Genomic DNA, 14296 nt, shown 5'->3' on the forward strand with positions numbered 1-14296 from the left:
ACCCCACCCCCCCCACCAAAAAACCCCCCCGCGGGCCGGGCCCCGCGGCCCGCCCCCCTCCGGTGCGCCGGGCGGCGGGGCGGGGCGGCCCCCCCCCGCCCCCCCCCCCTCGACCGGGCCACTCCGGACGGTGCGGCGCGCGCCACCCGCTCGACCGCGCCGCCCGGCCGCGCCGCCCCGGCCGCTCGAGCACGCCGCTCGGCCGCTCGGCGGCGCCACCCGCGCCGGGCGCCGTGGCGGCCGGGCGCGTTCGCCGCCCGCCGCTACCCTGACGCAGTGGCTCGGCAGAAGCGCAACGGACCGGTTCCCCGCCGCGGGTCCGTGCTGCCCGCGTCCCGGCAGCCACCACCGGCGCCGCCCCCGCCGGCCGGGCCCGCCAACCGCTTCCCGACCAACCCGGCGGCGCTCGTCATGGCCGTCCTGATGGGACTCGTGATCCTCGGCGGGCACCTGGCCGCCAGGTACGTCGACGACCCGGCGCTGATCCCCCGCCCGTGGCGCACCGTGACCGCCGTGGTCGCGGCCGTGGTGGTGTTCCTGGCGGTCTCCACGCTGACCCAGCTCGTCACGGTCCTCATGCTCCCCGTGACGGTGCCGTCGGCCCGCGCCTTCCTCACCCACGTCGGCGAGTTCTCGGCGGTCGGGGCGATCCTGGGCACCGCCCTCGGCTTCCGGATGGGCGAGCACCTGTTCGTCGCGGCCGGCCGCGACCCGGCCCGCTACGGCTTCCCCGACCTGCTGGCCACCATCAGCGACGCGATCACCCTGATGACGCTGCTGACGGTGGCCCTGTGCTGGGTGCGGGCCGCCGCCCTCGGCCGGGACCTGGTCCGGGCGGTACGCGAGTCGGGCCGGCTACCCGGGCCCGCCGCGTACGCGCCGCTGCTGCTGATCGCCGCCGGCAACTACATCGGCCTGCAGGCCGGCGCCTTCGTCTACCAACTGCTGGCGACCTGATCCGCGTCGCGCCGCCCCGAGCCGGGCCCTCACCGGACGCCCCGCCGCCGCCCCGAACCGGACGCTCCGGCGCCCCGACCCGACGCCCTGCCGGCTCCCCCACCGGTCGCCGCGTCGTCCGCCAGGTCCGCCGCCCGCCGGCTCAGCTCCTCGACCCGCTCGCGCAGCCGGCCCACCGAGTCCCCGGAGTCCGGGTCGGACACCTCGTCCAGCAGCCCGACGTAGTCGCCGGCCAACCGCCGGTACGCCGGCCCGACCGGCCCGCCGGCCCGGTCCAGGTCGATGATCTGCTGGGCCAGGACCGCGGTGGCGGCGCCCAACGCGGCCCGCTCGTCGGCGCGCGCGTCCCGCACGGCTCGCCGCGCGTCGGCCAGCCGGCCGGCCCGCCGGCCGCCCAGCCAGAGCGCCGCCGCGCCGGCCACCACCCCGACGACCGCGCCGCCGGCCAGCAGATAGCGGGGCAGCGACGGGTTGATGGTCCGCGCCCCGTCGGGCAGCAGGCCGGTCCGGACCAACCGGTCGTAGTTGAGCACGATCACCTTCAGCGCCTCGATCGGCCGGTCCACGAACGCGTCCGCGCCCTGGCTGATCACGGTCTCCGCGACCAGCGACCGGCCGATGTCGCGCGGGCTGTCGCCACCGACGCGGGAACAGCCGTAGGTGTCCCAGTCCTCGCCGTCCCGGCTCATCGCCAGCACCAGCGTGCCATGGGTGGCGCGTTCGGTGTCGGCGCACGCCTCCCGCAGGTCAGCCCCGGGCGCCATGAGCAGGACCACCAGCCGGCGGTTGCCGACGACCCGCTCGGCCGCGGCCCGGTCCAGGTCGACGCCCGGCGCCGCGTAGACCGACGAGACCCGCACGTGCCGGGCCACCGGGCCGTCGAGCAGGCCGCCGGACCACAGCGCCCAGCCGGCCAGCGCCAGGCAGGCCAGCACCGCCCGGCCGAACGCGGTGCCGACCAGCCGGCCGAGCAGCCGGCGCGCGGTGGCGATCACGAGAGCGTCCCCCGCAGGTAGACGTCCGGCCGGTAGCCGGGCATCCGCACGTCCCGGGCCGCCTGGTCCAGCTCGGCCGCCGCGTCGGCCAGCAGCCCGCGTACGTGCCGGTCGGGCAGGCCGTCGTCGAGCGCGGACCGGGCCGCGCGTAGCCGGGCGACGCCCCGCACCAGCGCCGGGTCGCTCCGGGCGTCGGTGAGCAGGGACAGCTCCACGGCCAGCGCGGACAGCCCGGCCAGCCGGGCCGGCGGGCCAGCCGGCCCGACCTCGCCCGGCCGGCCCCGACCGGCGCCGCGCACGGTACGGATCGACAACACCACGAACCCGGCCACGCAGCCGGCAAAGAGCCAGGGCAGCGCCGGCAGCGCCACCCGCAGCGGGTCGAACGGCCGGTACGGCAGCGGCCGGTCGAACAGCCCCGCGTACCGCACGTCGGTCACCCGGGCCAGGTACGCGCCGAGCACGTTGAGTTGGGGATAGGCGTACCGGCTGAGCCGGCCGCCGTACTGCGCGTAGAAGCTGGCCCCGGCCACCTCGGCGAAGTCCGCCGCGCCGGGACCGTGGTACTCGATCCAGCCGCCGTACATCACCACCACCGGCCGCTCCGGGGCGAGCCGGTGCAGCGCCGGGCCGTACGCGGGCAGCGGCTTCCCGTACGGCTGGGCCGGCAGCACCACGAACCAGGCCCCGCCCGGGAACGCGTCCCGGGCGGCCTCCTGCGGCAGCCGGGGCAGCGTGGCGCCCGGCCCGACGTACCGGCCGGTGGCGTCCAGCGCGGCGGTGACCGGGGTCAGCTCCGCGGCCGTCGGCTCCCGCCACCGCAGGTCGTCGCGGTCGGGTGGGGACGGTTGCTCGCGTAGCCCGGCGAGCAGGGCGAGCACCTGCCCGGTCACGTCGCCGGTGGCGAACTGTGCCCGCCAGCCCGGCAGGTCGTCCGGCGTGGCCACGTAGATGCCGCCGCTGACCTCGGTGCCGATGATCCGGACGGTGGCGTTCTCCACGTCCTTCACCCGCCGCCGTTCCGCTTCGTCCAGGCCGGGCGGCGCGACCAGGATCCGGGTGTCGTCACCGCCGATGGCGCGGACCCGCGTCTCGTCCCAACGCGCGACCGCCCCGGGCAGCCGGACCACCGGGTCGGCCGCGACCAGCGCGGTCATCTCCGCCACCGACGGGACGGTGGCGTCGCTCAGCTCACCGGCGGCGCCCTCCCCGGTCAGCGTGGCCGACGACGGTGAGCGCCCGTAGCTGACCGCCACGCTCTGCCGCTGCGCCACCAGGAACACCGCCAGCACGGCCACCGCCACCACCAGCAGCGACCAGCGCAGCACTTCCCGACCCGCCCTCACCGGCCGCGCCGCCACATCTGGTCGGCGCGGCGGGCGTGGTCGGCGGCCTCCCGGGCCGCGTCCGTGCCGCCGCGTGCGGCCGCGAGCAGCTCGGCGCGGGCCAGCAGCCGGTCCGCGTCGGGCACCGGCGTCCGGGCGGCGTCCCGGCTGACGGCGGCGTCGTGGATCGCCGCCCGGGCCGACGACCAGGCCACCCGCCGGTTCTCGGCGCGGGCGCGGCGCCGGGGCAGCAGCGCGGCGGCGAATCCGGCGGCCACCGCCACCACACCCCCACCCAGCCAGGGCAGCACGCTCAAGGTCATGATCCCTGTCTAACGCACCGCCGCCAGCCGGTGCGCGTCGAGGTGGGCGAGCACCCGCTGGTGCGCCTCCCAGCCGTCCGGAAACTTCACCGGCACGTCCAGGTGCACCCGCTCGGTCGACGGGTGCGCGTCCAGCAGCTCCGGGATCCCCGCCCGCGCCACCACCACGCACGCGTGCCGGTGCCGGGACGCCAGCACGCACAGCCGCCCGGTCTCCAGGTGGAACGCGGTCGCGTCCCGCCGCCCCGACAGCGGGTGCAGCACGATCGTCAGGTCGTACTCCCGACCCTGGAGGCGGTTGGCGGTGTCCACGGTGACGCCCGCACCCGCCGGGCCGAGCCGGGCGCGGATCGCCGCCGCCTGGTCGCGGTGCGCGGCGCCGACGGCGATCCGGCCGGCCGTCACCGGCGCGCCGCCGGGAGCCTGCTCGGAGACCGCGACCGCGCCCCGGCGCAGCGCCCGCAGCGCGAGGTCCGCGCAGGCCGCGACGGCCTCCGCATCGGTACGCGGGGTGTGCCGCTCGGGCAGTTCGTAGAGCGCCCAGCCCGACGCGGCGGCCAGCTCCAGGGCGGCGTCCGGCGGGTCGCCCGGCCCCGGCTCGGTGAGGGTCAGCGCCCGCTCGGCCGGGCCGGTGCCGGCGCGGAACCCGGTGAACGGGTAGAAGGCGGCGGCCACCAGCGGCGCAGCCGTGGCGGGCAGCCGCCAGGAGACCGGCAGCCGGTGCACCGGCAGGTCCGGGTTGTGCCGCAGCAGGGTGGCCACCGCCGACTGCATCGGGTCCCAGGTGAGGCCGGTCCAGCGGGCCGTCTCGACCGTGGAGAACGGGTCGAGCTGGCCCGGGTCACCGACGAACAGCGCCCGCTCGAAGCGTCCGGCCACCCGCAGCAGGGCGTCGGAGCGCATCTGGTACGCCTCGTCGACGATCGCCCACGGCCAGCGGCCCTCGGTGACGGTGGCCCACTTGGCGGCCGTACCGATGGTCACGGCCGGACCGCCGAGGTCGGCGACCTTCGCGGCGACCCGGACCCCGGCGTGCTCCCGGACCCGCGCCGACGGCCGGTAGTCGGTGCCGGAGAGCCGGCCGATCCGCAGCTCGGGTGCCTTGCGGGCCAGGCGGTCGACGAGGTCGTCGACCTGCTCGTTGGTCTGCGCCACGATGATCAGCGGGTCGCCGGTGGCGGCGAGTTCGGCGGCGGCGCGGACCACGAGGGTGGACTTGCCGGCGCCCGGCGGGGAGTCGACCACCACGCCCCGGTGGCCGCCGGAGCGCAGGTCGGCCAGGACGGCGGTGATCACGCGTTCCGCCTCGACGGCGGGCGGGACCGTCACCTCGGCGCGCATCTGTTCCCTCCCCTGGACCGGCTGCTGCCCCGCCACCCTACGAGGCCCGCACCGGCCGGCGGTCATCTCGGTCGGCGCGTCACCGCCGGGGCAGCCGGCGCAGGAGCGTCCGGACCGCGGTGCCGGCACCGCGGGCCGCCCGGCCGAGCTGGGTCCGGTTCTGCTCGACGTAGGTGAAGAGCAGCGCGCCGAGGAGGAGCAGTCCGGCCAGCCAGGCCAGCCAGTCGCCGAACCAGTCCAGCAGCGGCAGGGTGGCGATCAGGGCGGCGGCCGCGGAGATCGGGAAGACCAGCTGCAACCCGAACTCGTACCGCAGGGACCGCTCGTCCCGGTGCCGGGCGTAGAAGTCCTCCCAGGTGAGGATGCGTTCGTCGCCGGAGCACTCGACGGCGATCGGCCGCAGCACGTCGAGGATGTAGCGGTTGGCCGCCTCCCGGTCGCGGCGGCGGCGCAGGATGGTGATCCCGGAGCCGGCGGCCAGGATGGGCACGGTGACCAGCAGGCGCGGGTCGGCGCGGTTCGCCACCACGAAGCCCAGGATCACCGCCACCACGGTCAGGTACGCGCCGACGAGCGCGTGCGACGCCGACGACTTCTGCGCCACCACGGACCGGATCGCGTTGTACTCGGCGATGAGCAGGTTGGCGCGGGTGTCCAGCCGGCCGCCCGGGACGGCGTGGTCCGGATGAGGGGTTCCGCTGCCGTGATCGATCACGTCGTTCCACACCACCGCCCAATGATGGCAGTGGATGGCAACGGTAGGCCGGCCGGTGCTACCCCAGTGCCGGGTCGGCGGGGAACCGCTCGTGGCCCAGCACGGCGAGCAGCCGTAGCTTCTCGTCGCCCTCGCTGCGGGGCGGGGCGGTGAGCACGAGCAGCGCCTGGGACTGGTCCTCGGTGAAGAGCACCTGGCAGTCCAGCTCGATCGGGCCCAGCTCGGGGTGGATGAGCGTCTTGTGGTCGGCGAACCGGGTGGCCACCTCGTGCCGGTCCCACAGCTCGGCGAACTCCGGGCTCGCCTGCTGCAGCGCCCGCACCAGCTCACCGGCCCGCGATCGGGGACCCATCGACCCGTACGCGGCGCGCAGGTTGGCGACCTGGGCGCGGCTCTGCCGGCCACGGTCGTCCTCCGGGTAGCGCAGCCGCTCGGCGGGATCGGTGAACCACCGGTAGATTTCGCTGCGAGCCAGGCCCGTATAGCCCGATTTATCCCCTAGCAGGGCGGCCGCCATCCGGTTCTGCACGAGCGTCTCCCCCAGATTGGAGAGGATCAGCGCCGGGGTGTCATCTAGTCGGTCCAGCACCCGCAGCAGCGCCGGGGCGACGTGCGTCGCCGTCGCCACCGAGGTCGGCGCGTTCTGCCCGGCCACCCGGAACAGGTAGTCGCGTTCCTGGCCGGTCAGCCGCAGCGCCCGGGCCAGGGAGGCGAGCATCTGGACGCTCGGCTGCGGGCCGCGCTGCTGCTCCAGCCGCGTGTAGTAGTCGGTCGACATGGCGGCCAGCGCGGCGACCTCCTCCCGCCGCAGGCCGGGCGCGCGGCGGCGGGCGCCGGCCGGCAACCCGACGTCCGCGGGCCGCAACGCCTCGCGGCGGCGGCGCAGGAAGTCGGCCAGGGCTGCACGGTCCATGAGCCGAGTATCCGCCCGGCGGCCCGGCCAGCCAGGGATCGCCGATCCCCCGATAACCGCTCTCTGCCCCCAGCCGGGCACGAACGGCGATCCTCGGACCATGAACATCTCCGGAAACACCGTCTTCATCCCCGGCTCGACGAGCGGGATCGGCCTCGCCCTCGCCCTCGAGCTGCGCGCCAAGGGCAACACGGTCATCGTCGGCGGCCGGCGCGCCGACCTGCTCGCGCGGATCGCGGCGGAGCACCCGGGCATCGACACCGTGGAGATCGACACGGCGGATCCCGCCAGCATCGACGCCGCCGCGAAGCAGGTGCTGGCCCGGCACCCGGACCTCAACGTGCTGATCACCATGGCCGGCATCATGCGGGTCGAGGACTGGCACCGGCCCGAGTCGTTCCTCGCCTCGGCCGAAGCGACCGTCACGACCAACGTGCTCGGCCCGATCCGCCTGATCGCCGCCTTCATCGAGCACCTGCGGACCCGGCCGGACGCCACCATCGTCACGGTCTCCTCGGGCCTGGCGTTCACGCCGCTGAAGGCCACGCCGAGCTACAACGCCTCGAAGGCCGCGATCCACATGCTCAGCGAGTCGCTCCGGCTGCAACTCGCCGACAGCACCGTCAAGGTCGTGGAGCTGGAGCCGCCGGCCGTCCGCACCGGGCTGCTGCCCGGGCAGGAGACCAGCGAGTTCGCCATGCCGCTGGACGAGTTCGTGGCGGAGGTCATGGCGCTGCTCGAGTCGCAGCCCGACGCCAGGGAGATCCAGGTCGAGCGGGTCAAGTTCCTCCGGTACGGGGAAGCGCGCGGCGACTACGACCAGGTCGTCGCGACGCTCAACGCGGCCGACCCGCACGGGAAGTAGCGAATATCCCGGACGCGGGGAGACGACCGGTCAGCCCCGGCCCCGACGGCCCCCCGCCCACCGCCGGTCCGACCGGCGTGGGCGGCATCGGGGGACGTGACGTAGGGAACAACCACGGGCTGACCGATCCGTCCGGCCCACGCGGGCCGACTAGCTTGGAGGCAGCAGGGAGTCTCCCCCGACCCACCTCAGGCCTCGTGCACCACCTCGGGGCCTTCGCGCACAACCGCCAGGGAGGGCGCATGCAGGCGCGTACCGATCTCATCGAGGACCTGATGGGGCGCTTTCCCCATGTGCCGAAAGAGGCGGTCATCAAGGAGGACCTGCTGCGTGGCGGCCTGGCCTTCGACGACTCGGCGTTGACCGACAACGAGAGCGGGACCGTCAAGCCCAAGTCCTACTTCATCTTCTCCTTCGACCACCGGACGTTGCCGGACCTGGGCACCGCCGCGCTGCGCCGGCCGCCGGAGGAGATCGTGCTCACCGGCGGCCCGTACGGGCTGCGCCGCACGGTCGTCTCGGTCCGCACCAACCCCGACTCGCCGTACCGGGTCAAGGACGACGGCGACGGCCGCCTGCGGTTGTTCCTGGACGGCCGGCCGATCGCCGACGTCGGGCTGCCCCCGATGCCGGACTACTACCGGCACACGCTGGCCAACGGGAAGTCGGTGATGGAGGTGGCGCCGACGATCCAGTGGGGCTACCTCATCTACCTGACCGTGTTCCGGGTCTGCCAGTACTTCGGCGCCAAGGAGGAGTGCCAGTACTGCGACATCAACCACAACTGGCGTCAGCACAAGCAGGCCGGCCGCCCGTACACCGGGGTCAAGCCCGTCGAGGAGGTGCTGGAGGCGCTGGAGATCATCGACCGGCACGACAGCACCGGCGCCTCGCGGGCGTACACCCTCACCGGCGGCAGCATCACGTCCAAGGTCGACGGGCTGGCCGAGGCCGACTTCTACGGCCGGTACGCCCAGGCGATCGAGGAGCGGTTCCCGGGCCGGTGGATCGGCAAGGTGGTCGCGCAGGCGCTGCCCCGGGCCGACGTGCAGCGGTTCCACCACTACGGCATCCGGATCTACCACCCCAACTACGAGGTGTGGGACAAGCGGCTGTTCGAGCTCTACTGCCCCGGCAAGGAGCGGTACGTGGGTCGGGAGGAGTGGCACCGGCGGATCCTCGACTCCGCCGAGATCTTCGGTCCGCGCAACGTCATCCCGAACTTCGTGGCGGGTGTCGAGATGGCCGCCCCGTACGGCTTCACCAGCGTGGACGAGGCGATCGACTCCACCACCGAGGGCCTGCAGTACTTCATGTCCCGGGGCATCACCCCGCGGTTCACCACCTGGTGCCCGGAGCCGACCACCCCGCTCGGCAGGACCAACCCGCAGGGCGCGCCGCTGGAATACCACATCCGGCTGCTGGAGGCGTACGCCGCAACGATGAAGGCCAACGGCCTGTCCAGCCCGCCCGGGTACGGCCCGGCCGGCGCCGGCCGGGCGGTCTTCTCGGTCAGCTCGTTCATGGACAGTCTGCCCGCCGAACCGGAACCGGAGTCGTAACGGGCGACCGGCCCTCGGGCCGGAAACGGCAGGTGCTTGCGCGTCCGGCGTCGAAGCGCGGACGACCAGGGCCCGGACAGGTCCGGTGGGTCCGGTCCGGGCCCCTTCCGGTCAGCGGTGCGTGCCGCGGCTGTTCAGCACGATGGCGGTGGTGATCAGCCCGGCGCCGACGAGCCCGGTCGGGCTCAGGCGATCGCCGAGGAACAGGGTGGCCAGGAAGGTGGCGACGAGCGGTTCCAGCAGCGCGATCAGCGCCGCCGTGCCGGCCGGGTTGGTGCGCAGGCCGCGGAAGTACAGGGCGTACGCGATGGCGGTGGGTACGGCGCCCAGCAGGAGCAGCAACCCCACCGCCCTCGGGGTGGGGACGAACCCCATGCCGGAGGTGACCGTGGACGCGGCGGCGAGCACGGCACCGCCGAACGCGAAGCTGACGCCGGTGGCGGTGAAATCGTCGAGTCCGGCGACGGGCCGGGTGCCGATCAGGGTCATCGCGGCGAAGCCGGCCGCCGAGAGCAACGCGAGTCCGGCGCCGGTGAGCGCCGCCGCGGTGGTGATGCCGCCGGCCGGCGTGCCGACCAGCAGGGCCAGACCGCCCACGGCCAGTGCCACCGGGGCGAGCATCGACGCGCTGACCCGCCGCCGTCCGGCGACCCGTTCGGCGAACAGCACCAGAGCCGGTGCCGCGCCGATGGTGAGCAGGGTGGCGAGGCTGACGTTGGTCCGGGACACCGCGGCGAAGAAGCAGGCCTGGAAGAGCGCGGCGAGCAACCCGTTCCCGGCCATCCGGGCCAACGCTTCCCGGCGGCGGGGCAGCGGCTTTCGGGTCAGGCAGAGCCAGCCGATGACGAGCGTGCCGCCGGCGGTGAGCCGGTAGGCGGCCACCGCCAGCGGGGACAGCCCCGTTTCGTGGGCGAGAAGGCTGCCGGTGGGACCACCGGTGCCCCACAGCACGCCGGCGAGGACAAGCGACCAGAGACCGGTGGCGGAGCGCCGGGTGGCGGCCACCGGTTGTTGGGAGACAAGCATGAGGAAATCGCTCCTGCGACGAGAGAGACGGGGGTCGCGGAAGCGGGGCGTACGTACCGGACTCAGCGCTGCATGGATCGCGTGTCCAGCCCACACCGGCTGGACACGATGAGCGGAACCGCCCCGCTCAGAAGCGCGGCGGGGAGATGATGCTGAAGGTCCGGTGCATGTGCCGATCCTATGCACGGCTGCCGGGCGGCACGAACCCGTTTCGCGAGCCGGCGCGGTCTCGGGTCGGCGCACGCTGGGCCCCGTTCACCGATGCCGCCGGCCGTGTGGGACGACACACCGACCGGTCATCACATGTCCGACCGGTACTCCGTCCATAGGGGTGAGACCTGCAGAAGGGAACCGGAGCCATGAGAGTCCTGCTCGCCGGCGCCTCGGGCGCGATCGGCACGCCGCTCACCCGCCAGCTCATCGCCGCCGGCCACGAGGTGGTCGGGATCAGCCGCAGCCAGACCAACGCCGAGCGGCTGCGCCGTGCCGGCGCCGAGGCCGTGGTGGCCGACGTGCTGGACCGGGAGAACCTGCTCGCCGCCGTCCGGGACGTACGGGCCGACGCGGTCGTGCACGAGTTGACCGCGCTGGGCAGCCCGAAGATGCGCGACGCCATGCGGGGCACGAACGAGCTGCGTACCACCGGAACCGCCAACCTGCTCGCGGCGGCCCGGGCGGTCGGCGCCCACCGCTTCGTCACCCAGTCGATCATGCTGGGGTACGGCTACCGCGACCACGGCCCCGGCGTGCTCACCGAGGACGACCCGTTCGGGGAGCCCGTGGGCGGCATGCTGGGCAGCGCCGTGGCGGCCATGCGCTCCGCCGAGGAGCAGACCTTCTCCGCCGACGGGATGGCGGGCGTGGCGCTGCGCTACGGGTTCTTCTACGGCCAGGACAGCATGACCCGGATGATCGTCAACCTGGTGCGCAAGCGCCGGCTGCCGGTGCCCGCGTCCGCCGGCTTCACCAACTTCATCTACCTGGAGGACGCCGCCGCCGCGACCGTGGCCGCCCTGGAGAAGGGGCGTGCCGGCCAGGCGTACAACATCGTCGACGACGAGCCGGTGCGCTGGGGCGACTACCTGGACACCATGGCCGCCGCGTTCGGGGCGCGCCGGCCGTGGCGGGTGCCGAGCTGGGTGCTGCGGCCGATCCCCTACCTCCACGCCATGATGACCACCTCGATGCGCGTCTCCAACGCCAAGGCCAAGCGAGAGCTGGGCTGGGCGCCGGCCGTGCCCACCTACCGCGAGGGCATCCCACTGGTCGCCCGGGCGACCCGCTGACCCGCCCCGCCGGCCGGCTGCCCGGCTCAGGAGCAGGTGGCGGTGCCGCCGTTGGCGACCGACCGGATGCTTGCGGTGTCGCGGACCGTCCGGAAGTTGGTCCGGAAGGCGTTGAACACGGTGGTGTCCTCCAGTTGCAACAGCGTCTCGTCGGACTGCCGCAGCGAGTTGTAGCTGAGGTTGTGGCTGCCGACCCAGGTGATCGTCCGGTCCGCGCCGCCGTAGTAGTTCCCCTCGACCTGTAGGTACTTGCTGTGCGTCCAGACGCTGTCACCGGCGCAGTAGTACTTGACGACCGGGCCGCCGTAGCCGCTGCTGGTGCCGGCCAGCAGGTTCTTCATGGCGGTGACCTCGGAGTTGCTGGCCGGGTCGTACCGCTCGACCACCTCGACGTAGCAGCCGGCCTTGTCCAGCGCCCACAGCTTCGAGGCGAGGTACGTGCGGCTGAAGATGGTCTGGTTGACCCGGATGATGGTGCGGTGGGTGCCGTCCTGGGTGCCCACCACCGAGTTGCCGAAGCAGGCCACGTTGTCCAGCACGGTGGCGATGGTGTCCTCGCCCGGATCGCTGTACGGCTGCCCGTTGCTCTCCTGCCGCGGATAGAAGTGGATCTTCGCAGCGCCGGAGGTCACCGCCGGCCGCCCGGTGTCGTAGTAGTTGTTGTTGACCACCCGCGCCTTGAGGTCGTCGAAGTAGCCGCTGTAGGCGTTGTAGATGCCGGTGTTGCCGACCAGGACGAGCGCCGCGTTCCAGCCGCCCAGGCCGTCCCGGCCGGTGTGCAGGTTGGCCGTCGACTGGACCACCACGTTCGCGGCGCCCTGGGTGCTGGAGAAGAGGAAGAACTTGTTGTGGTTGATCGAGTCGACGCTGCCCAGCACCCGGTTGCCGATGCAGCCCCGGCCGGCCGGGCAGAACAGGATCCACGACGAGGCGCTGAGGCTGGTGCCGAGGGCGGTCACCAGGGCGGCGTACGGCGCCTTGGTCCGGTCGTTGTCGTTGAAGACGACCTGGACGTTCACCCCCCGGTTCTTGGCGGCGATCAGGGCGTTCGGCACGGTGGCGTCGGTGGCGTAGTACATGGCCATCCGGATCCGGGAGCCGGCCGGCGCGCCGTCGATCAGTTCGACGAGGCGGGTCTGGATCGCGGCCTTCTCCGCCGTCGTGCCGACCGGATTGTTGAACACGGCCGTGGTGGTGGGGGCCGCCGTCGCCGGTCCCGGCCCGATCGACAGCCCGGCGGCCAGCAGGCACCCGGCGGCGGCCAGCGATGATACGACTCTGCGTAGGGACATGGGTCCTCCCGGTGGGTGAACGGACGGTCCGCAACTCCACAATGGAACCACCGCGGGCTCCACCTGGGAACCGCCCGGGCCCACCGGACCCGCGGTGATCACGGCGCGTTCGCCGGCCGACCCCGGCGAGGGGGTTGATGCGGGCGTCGGACGGTGCCAGACTGCCAGGTCTGGGAACGCTCCCAGCGACAGCAGTCGATAACTCACGGAGGTTTGCCCATGCGCTGGACCACCGGCGCGCTGATCGGCGTGGCCATCCTGACCCTCGCCAGCGGATGCGGCGCCGACCCGGCCACGTCCCCGCCCGGGACCGCCCAGCCGGGCGCGACCGGCGCCCAGACCCCGGTGCCGATCGGCCCGAACGTCGCCGAGGCGCTGGAGGTCGCCAACAAGCAGTTCACGCTGCTCGCCGACGGCGACTGGGCCGGCGCGTACGCGCTCTGGACCGACGCCGCGAAGAAGGAGATCAGCAAGAAGGACTTCGAGAAGGTGAACAAGGCCTGCCCGTTCTTCAAGGGCGACCGGATCGAACTCCAGGACGTCAAGCCGGCGAGCATGGAGTTGGTCGAGCTGACCTGGCACCACGCCGGCCGCACCGGGCACAGCGCGATACGCCAGACCGGCAAGACCTGGCGGTACGACCCGGGCGGGGAGACCCTCGCCGAGTACGCCTCCGGCCCGGACAAGGCGATCGCCAAGCGGAAGGCCGACAACGCCTGCCCCGCCGCCTGACCGGCGGCACCCACCGGCTCCGGCCGGGCTCGTCCCGGCCGGCCGCGTCACCGGAGATCCGGAACCTCCGGCCGCCGCCTCAACCGAGGTGCCGGTGCAGGAAGGCGGCCGCCGCATCCGCCGCCTCGGTCAGGTACGGCTCCACGTCGTAGAGGTCGATGTGCCGCGCGGCGTCCAGCCAGACGATCTCCTTCTCGCCGGGCGCGCGCCGGTGCAGCTCGGCGGCGAGTTCCGGCGCGCAGTAGGCGTCGACCCGGCCGTGCACCACCAGCAGCGGAGTCGCGGCGAGCAGCGGGGCCGCGCCGAGCGCGTCGAACGTCATCAGCGCGTGCAGCGAACCCCGGGTCACCCGGTTGCGCCAGTGCGGTGCGGCGGACCGGCCGGTGCCGTAGTAGGCGTACGGCTCGTCGCCGCCCATCGCCGCCTCCCCGCCGCCGGGCGCCACGGCGGGCAGGAACTCGTCGTACCCGTCGAGGAGGCCGGCGAGCGCCGACCGGTAGGTGTCCACCCCCATCCGCTCGACGAACCAGGCCGGGCTGTTGTAGCCGCCGGCGATGCCCACGACCGCCTTCACCCGGGGGTTCTCCGCGGCGGCCCGGACCGCGTAACCGCCGCCGAGGCAGACCCCGACCAGGCCGATCCGGTCCGGGTCCACCTCCGGCCGGGACCGCAGCAGCTCGACGGCCGCCCGCAGGTCGGCCAGCTTGCCCTGGCTGTCCTCGTGACCGGGGCGGCCGCCGCTCTCCCCGAAGCCCCGATGGTCGAAGGCGAGGGTGACGAAGCCGGCGCGGGCGAGCCGGTCCGCGTACGTGCCGGTGACCTGGTCCTTGACGCCGGTGAACGGCCCGGTGAGGGCGACCGCCGCCGCCGGCCCGGCCACGGCCGGCAGCCGCAACTCGCCGACCAGGTCGATGCCGTCGCTGGCGAAGGTGACGCGCTCCGGCGTCACGCTCCCGCGTTCCCG

At 74.1% G+C, this 14296-nt stretch carries 14 protein-coding genes; 5 read left to right on the top strand and 9 right to left on the bottom strand.

Translation table 11 applies throughout. The features are described 5' to 3' along the window. Positions 1 to 276: 276 nt before the first annotated feature. The gene (locus AB0I11_RS08020) at positions 277 to 957 is read left to right on the top strand and encodes a hypothetical protein (protein WP_357315186.1); all 681 of its coding nucleotides are present in this window, start codon (positions 277 to 279) and stop codon (positions 955 to 957) included. Between the two features lie 29 nt (positions 958 to 986). On the opposite strand, the gene AB0I11_RS08025 is transcribed toward AB0I11_RS08020, so the two are convergent. From AB0I11_RS08025 to AB0I11_RS08050, 6 genes are all read right to left on the bottom strand, one after another. After that, entirely contained in the window at positions 987 to 1952 is a 966-nt protein-coding gene (locus AB0I11_RS08025; protein ID WP_357315189.1) for a hypothetical protein, read from the bottom strand. Then, positions 1949 to 3298, bottom strand: coding sequence for a hypothetical protein (locus tag AB0I11_RS08030; RefSeq protein WP_357315192.1), 1350 nt, complete (start codon positions 3296 to 3298; stop codon positions 1949 to 1951). The genes AB0I11_RS08025 and AB0I11_RS08030 overlap by 4 nt, the downstream gene beginning before the upstream one ends. Beyond that, entirely contained in the window at positions 3295 to 3600 is a 306-nt protein-coding gene (locus AB0I11_RS08035; RefSeq protein WP_357315195.1) for a DUF6403 family protein, read from the bottom strand. The genes AB0I11_RS08030 and AB0I11_RS08035 overlap by 4 nt, the downstream gene beginning before the upstream one ends. Positions 3601 to 3609: 9 nt before the next feature. Beyond that, a complete protein-coding gene (locus tag AB0I11_RS08040; RefSeq protein WP_357315198.1) occupies positions 3610 to 4941 on the bottom strand; it encodes an AAA family ATPase in 1332 nt (443 codons plus the stop codon). Between the two features lie 79 nt (positions 4942 to 5020). Continuing rightward, positions 5021 to 5671, bottom strand: a complete 651-nt coding sequence (locus tag AB0I11_RS08045) for a hypothetical protein (protein WP_357315201.1) — start codon at positions 5669 to 5671, stop codon at positions 5021 to 5023. A gap of 43 nt (positions 5672 to 5714) precedes the next feature. Then, positions 5715 to 6569, bottom strand: coding sequence for a helix-turn-helix transcriptional regulator (locus AB0I11_RS08050; RefSeq protein ID WP_357315203.1), 855 nt, complete (start codon positions 6567 to 6569; stop codon positions 5715 to 5717). A gap of 100 nt (positions 6570 to 6669) precedes the next feature. Between AB0I11_RS08050 and AB0I11_RS08055 the strand changes: the two genes are divergently transcribed. Continuing rightward, positions 6670 to 7434 (top strand): SDR family NAD(P)-dependent oxidoreductase, encoded by a 765-nt coding sequence (locus AB0I11_RS08055; protein WP_357315206.1) that lies wholly within the window; start codon positions 6670 to 6672, stop codon positions 7432 to 7434. A gap of 242 nt (positions 7435 to 7676) precedes the next feature. Continuing rightward, a complete protein-coding gene (locus tag AB0I11_RS08060; RefSeq protein ID WP_357315209.1) occupies positions 7677 to 8996 on the top strand; it encodes a radical SAM protein in 1320 nt (439 codons plus the stop codon). A 111-nt stretch (positions 8997 to 9107) separates the two neighbouring features. Here AB0I11_RS08060 and AB0I11_RS08065 read toward each other — a convergent pair whose 3' ends face one another. Further along, entirely contained in the window at positions 9108 to 10022 is a 915-nt protein-coding gene (locus AB0I11_RS08065; RefSeq protein ID WP_357315211.1) for an EamA family transporter, read from the bottom strand. Between the two features lie 359 nt (positions 10023 to 10381). Between AB0I11_RS08065 and AB0I11_RS08070 the strand changes: the two genes are divergently transcribed. Next, complete coding sequence (locus AB0I11_RS08070) at positions 10382 to 11308, top strand: NAD(P)-dependent oxidoreductase (RefSeq protein ID WP_357315214.1); 927 nt, start codon at positions 10382 to 10384, stop codon at positions 11306 to 11308. A 26-nt stretch (positions 11309 to 11334) separates the two neighbouring features. Here AB0I11_RS08070 and AB0I11_RS08075 read toward each other — a convergent pair whose 3' ends face one another. Next, on the bottom strand, positions 11335 to 12600 hold the full coding sequence (locus AB0I11_RS08075; RefSeq protein ID WP_357315217.1) for a phospholipase D-like domain-containing protein: 1266 nt from the start codon (positions 12598 to 12600) through the stop codon (positions 11335 to 11337). 219 nt (positions 12601 to 12819) lie between these two features. On the opposite strand from AB0I11_RS08075, the gene AB0I11_RS08080 reads away from it, so the two are divergent. Beyond that, on the top strand, positions 12820 to 13332 hold the full coding sequence (locus AB0I11_RS08080; RefSeq protein WP_357315220.1) for a hypothetical protein: 513 nt from the start codon (positions 12820 to 12822) through the stop codon (positions 13330 to 13332). A 79-nt stretch (positions 13333 to 13411) separates the two neighbouring features. Here the strand turns inward: AB0I11_RS08080 and AB0I11_RS08085 are convergent, their stop codons facing one another. Further along, a complete protein-coding gene (locus AB0I11_RS08085) occupies positions 13412 to 14281 on the bottom strand; it encodes an alpha/beta hydrolase (RefSeq protein WP_357315223.1) in 870 nt (289 codons plus the stop codon). Positions 14282 to 14296 lie beyond the last annotated feature (15 nt).

It is taken from the genome of Micromonospora sp. NPDC050495 (assembly GCF_040655175.1).
Lineage (GTDB): Bacteria > Actinomycetota > Actinomycetes > Mycobacteriales > Micromonosporaceae > Micromonospora.

What these genes read in the sequence shown, in the direction of transcription:
- AB0I11_RS08055 (WP_357315206.1), top strand. Translation starts at nt 6,670, where the DNA reads ATGAACATCTCCGGAAACACCGTCTTCATCCCCGGCTCGACGAGCGGG.
- AB0I11_RS08070 (WP_357315214.1), top strand. Translation starts at nt 10,382, where the DNA reads ATGAGAGTCCTGCTCGCCGGCGCCTCGGGCGCGATCGGCACGCCGCTC.
- AB0I11_RS08050 (WP_357315203.1), bottom strand. Translation starts at nt 6,569, where the DNA reads ATGGACCGTGCAGCCCTGGCCGACTTCCTGCGCCGCCGCCGCGAGGCG.
- AB0I11_RS08080 (WP_357315220.1), top strand. Translation starts at nt 12,820, where the DNA reads ATGCGCTGGACCACCGGCGCGCTGATCGGCGTGGCCATCCTGACCCTC.
- AB0I11_RS08065 (WP_357315211.1), bottom strand. Translation starts at nt 10,022, where the DNA reads ATGCTTGTCTCCCAACAACCGGTGGCCGCCACCCGGCGCTCCGCCACC.
- AB0I11_RS08040 (WP_357315198.1), bottom strand. Translation starts at nt 4,941, where the DNA reads ATGCGCGCCGAGGTGACGGTCCCGCCCGCCGTCGAGGCGGAACGCGTG.
- AB0I11_RS08060 (WP_357315209.1), top strand. Translation starts at nt 7,677, where the DNA reads ATGCAGGCGCGTACCGATCTCATCGAGGACCTGATGGGGCGCTTTCCC.
- AB0I11_RS08035 (WP_357315195.1), bottom strand. Translation starts at nt 3,600, where the DNA reads ATGACCTTGAGCGTGCTGCCCTGGCTGGGTGGGGGTGTGGTGGCGGTG.
- AB0I11_RS08075 (WP_357315217.1), bottom strand. Translation starts at nt 12,600, where the DNA reads ATGTCCCTACGCAGAGTCGTATCATCGCTGGCCGCCGCCGGGTGCCTG.